Source organism: Paenibacillus sp. AR247, from assembly GCF_002968895.1.
GTDB lineage: Bacteria > Bacillota > Bacilli > Paenibacillales > Paenibacillaceae > Paenibacillus_AQ > Paenibacillus_AQ favisporus.
Genome location: NZ_PCZT01000015.1, coordinates 118,739 through 122,449, shown reverse-complemented (window position 1 = coordinate 122,449; position 3,711 = coordinate 118,739). Strand labels below are relative to the sequence as shown.

Sequence of the window (3,711 nt, the reverse complement as noted above, 5' to 3'; positions counted from 1 at the left end):
TTTCGGACCCGTTCGGCGGGTCCCGCGACGATTACGATGTAACCGCCGCAGAAATCCGCGCCGCTATCGAGCGGCTGTTGGATAAGCTGGAAGCGTTCCGTACATTTTAAGGTTGGCGGGAGCCTAAGCCTGAAAAAATGGAGTAAATTTGCAGATTGATTTTCATCGCGTCATGCTTTATGATGAAGGTGAAAAACATCGGTTCCGGTGTAACTGGCGACAATGTGGATCCAACCACGATGGAGCACCGGAATATACGGCCGGTCGCCTGGGCAAAAGAGCAATTCTGCGGAATGATCCGCGGACTGCTCTTTTTTTCGTCTAGTGGCTGCAAATGAGTTATAATGGTACAAGAAGTCACGGGAATACCGGGGAGCGCTAGATTCGTTTCTCTGTATTGCGCGAAATTTTAGGAGGTTTTTCGAAAGATGAAAATTGCTGTTGGAACAGATCATGCGGGTATACGTTTGAAAGAAGACATCATTGCCGTGATCGAAGGGATGGGGCATCAAGTTGCGGATGTGGGATGCGGATGCACAGATTCCGTGGACTATCCCGACTATGCTCTCCCTGTGTGCGATCTGGTTACCAAAGGCGAGGCCGACCGGGGAATCCTGATCTGTGGAACAGGCATCGGCATGAGCATCGCGGCGAACAAGGTTCCGGGCATCCGGTGCGCCTTGGTCCACGATGTGTTCTCGGCGATTGCCACCAGGGAGCATAACGATTCCAACGTGCTGGCGATGGGCGAACGCGTCATCGGTCCAGGTCTGGCCCAGGAAATCGTCAAGGCTTGGCTGGGCACGGAGTTCAGCGGCGGCGAGCGTCATGTCGGGCGCGTGAACAAGATTAAAGCGATTGAAGAGCGGTATCTGAACAATTAGGGAGGTTTTCTCATGGAAAGCATGTCAGGAGGCAGTCCATTGGAAGTTTCGCTGGGAGAACAGGTATCCCAAATCCTTCGTGAGCTGGTGGAAGCCGCAGGGCTTGGCCCTGGTAAGGTACTGGTTGTCGGAACGAGCACCAGTGAAGTGGCCGGGAAACGCATCGGCACTTCGGGGGCGCTCGGGGTTGCTGAGGAGCTGCTGCAGGCGATCGGCGAGGTCCGGGCCAAGTTCGGCTTCGACACGGTGTTTCAGTGCTGCGAGCATTTGAACCGGGCGCTTGTGATGGAGCGTTCCGTACTGGAGCGCCTTCGCTTAACCGAGGTCGCCGCCGTTCCTGTTCCGAAAGCGGGCGGCTCTATGGCTGCCGCTGCTTACCGTTCCATGAAGGAGCCTTGCCTGGCCGAAGCGATCGAGGCTCACGCGGGCATCGACATCGGCGAGACGATGATCGGCATGCATCTGCGGCGTGTGGCGGTGCCTTTCCGCCCGACCCTGCGCTATGTGGGGCATGCGCGCGTGAATGCGGCCTACACGCGGCCCAAGCTGATCGGCGGCGAACGGGCGGTGTACCGTCTGGATGAAGAAGCCGGCAGAGCCGACCGTGACGGCGGCAGTTCAGATCTTTGCGATTAACATGAGCGGATGATTGAAACGAACATTTTATTTGAATTCCAATAAGGGAGGAACTATTAACATGGATCAATTGCGTAAGAAGGACCCGGCTGTACTCGAGGCCATGAACTTGGAACTGAAGCGTCAGCGTGCGAACATCGAGCTGATCGCATCGGAGAATATTGTCAGTGAAGCGGTTATGGAANCCATGGGCTCCGTCTCACGAACAATACGCCGAAGGATATCCGGGCAAGCGGTACTACGGCGGCTGCGAGCGTGTCGATATCGTCGAGGATATCGCCGTGACCGTGCGAAAGAACTGTTCGGAGCCGAGCATGCCAACGTCACCTGACGCACGGAAGCCCGGTGAACGCTTCTGGTCTGCTGTACAACTTCGTCGCTTACGGGGTCCAGGAAGATACGTTCCTCATTGATTATGACGAAGTCCGCAAGCTTGCGTTCAAGCACCGTCCGCGCCTGATCGTCGCCGGTGCGAGCGCCTATCCGCGTACGATTGATTTCGAAGCTCTCGCTTCGATCGCCAATGACGTGGGCGCGCTGTTCATGGTCGACATGGCTCATATCGCGGGCCTGGTTGCAGCCGGGCTTCATCCGAACCCGGTGCCTCACGCCCATTTTGTCACGACGACAACGCACAAAACGCTCCGCGGACCACGCGGCGGTATGATTCTGTGCAAGCAGCCTTGGGCTGCGGCCATCGACAAGGCCGTCTTCCCGGGCACGCAAGGCGGTCCGCTGATGCACGTTATCGCGTCCAAAGCCGTAGCCTTGGGCGAAGCGCTGGACCCATCGTTCAAAACGTATGCCGAAAACGTGGTGAAGAACGCCAAAGTATTGGCTGAGACGCTGATCAGCGAAGGCCTGAACATCGTATCCGGCGGCACGGATAACCACCTGATGCTGGTGGATACCCGCAGCGTAAACATTACAGGGAAAGACGCCGAGAAGGTGTTGGACTCCGTCGGTATCACCGTCAACAAAAACGCCATTCCGTTCGATCCGACCAGCCCGTTCGTCACGAGCGGAATCCGGATCGGTACGCCGGCTGCGACTTCCCGCGGCATGGATGAAGCGGCTATGGTGACGATCGGCAAAATCATCGCCATGACGCTGAAATCGCCTAAGGACGAAGGCGTGCTGTCCAAAGCAGCGGCTATGGTGAAGGAACTGACGGATCAATATCCGCTGTATCCTGAACTTAACTACTAATAGGACACAGATCTTGAGAAGTACAGGTCTGTGAGAAAATAAGGGACTGGGGAATGTTCTCCGGTCCCTTTTTTTTAGAGATAAGAAATAGAGATTTTCCGAGGTTTCGAGGCTAACCATCCCGATCTCGAAAAAGAAACTCCCGCTAAACGCGGTCTGTCTTTTTGAATATATACGCCGATAGACGTTTTTCATTACGTTCACAGAAGCCGCATAGGTCAATAAACCATTCTGCCGCTATAGCGGTTGTGTGCCTTCACACTCTTAGAGTGGCTTTTATATAGTAGTTCAGAGGGAGATAAACTGCTAGATTTAAGACTGGTAGGTACGAAGGGCAGATGTTAGATTGGCGGGTCTTTACGGGGAGTATCGCCATGCCGGTTCCCTTGCGCGGTCTTTCGGTTAACGTTTAAGCCGGCTGATCTTTGGGCCAGAATAAACATATCTTTCTTGGGTGCAAAATCATTTCCAGGAATGATATAATAAATAAGATTTGTGTACTTGCATGTATCGTATGCGAATGGGCATCTAACTAACCGGCAATGACAGCACTTAGACTTACGATTTAACCGGAGGGACTAACATGGGAAAACTGGTGATTTGTGATCACCCTTTGATTCAACACAAACTGACATTTATCCGCGATGTGCGGACGAACACGAAAGATTTTCGCGAACTGGTCGATGAGGTTGCTTCCTTAATGGCTTACGAAATTACACGCGAGGTTCCGCTCGAGTCGGTGAAGGTGCAGACACCCGTCGCCGAGATGGACGGCAAGGTTCTGGCGGGCCGCATGCTCGGCCTGATTCCGATTCTGCGCGCCGGGCTCGGCATGCTCGACGGCATGCTGAAGCTGATTCCCGCCGCCAAGGTGGGACATGTTGGCTTGTTCCGCGATCCGGAAACGCTGCAGCCTGTCGAGTATTACACGAAGCTGCCGACGGACGTGACCGAACGCGAGCTGATCGTCATCGATCCGATG

The 3,711-nt window shown here is 54.6% G+C and carries 3 protein-coding genes, 2 pseudogenes and 1 riboswitch; all 5 genes and pseudogenes read left to right on the top strand.

Annotated elements, in window-relative coordinates; genetic code table 11:
- Nucleotides 1-110, top strand: a pseudogene (locus CPT76_RS40495) (low molecular weight protein arginine phosphatase); the annotation flags it as partial.
- Between the two features lie 89 nt (nt 111-199).
- Nucleotides 200-281, top strand: a riboswitch (ZMP/ZTP riboswitch).
- Between the two features lie 147 nt (nt 282-428).
- Nucleotides 429-884 carry a ribose 5-phosphate isomerase B gene (gene rpiB / locus CPT76_RS25210; RefSeq protein ID WP_105444864.1) on the top strand — a complete coding sequence of 152 codons (456 nt, stop codon included), beginning with the start codon at nt 429-431 and terminating at the stop codon, nt 882-884.
- 21 nt (nt 885-905) lie between these two features.
- Nucleotides 906-1,520, top strand: coding sequence for a TIGR01440 family protein (locus tag CPT76_RS25205; protein WP_105444897.1), 615 nt, complete (start codon nt 906-908; stop codon nt 1,518-1,520).
- Nucleotides 1,521-1,581: 61 nt separating this feature from the next.
- Nucleotides 1,582-2,729: pseudogene (locus CPT76_RS25200) on the top strand (serine hydroxymethyltransferase).
- Nucleotides 2,730-3,312: 583 nt separating this feature from the next.
- On the top strand, nt 3,313-3,711 hold a 399-nt coding region (upp, locus tag CPT76_RS37785), incomplete at its 3' end, for a uracil phosphoribosyltransferase (protein ID WP_105444863.1).

Excerpts from the sequence above, each read along its gene's own strand:
- rpiB (WP_105444864.1), top strand. The coding sequence starts at position 429 with ATGAAAATTGCTGTTGGAACAGATCATGCGGGTATACGTTTGAAAGAA.
- CPT76_RS25205 (WP_105444897.1), top strand. The coding sequence starts at position 906 with ATGTCAGGAGGCAGTCCATTGGAAGTTTCGCTGGGAGAACAGGTATCC.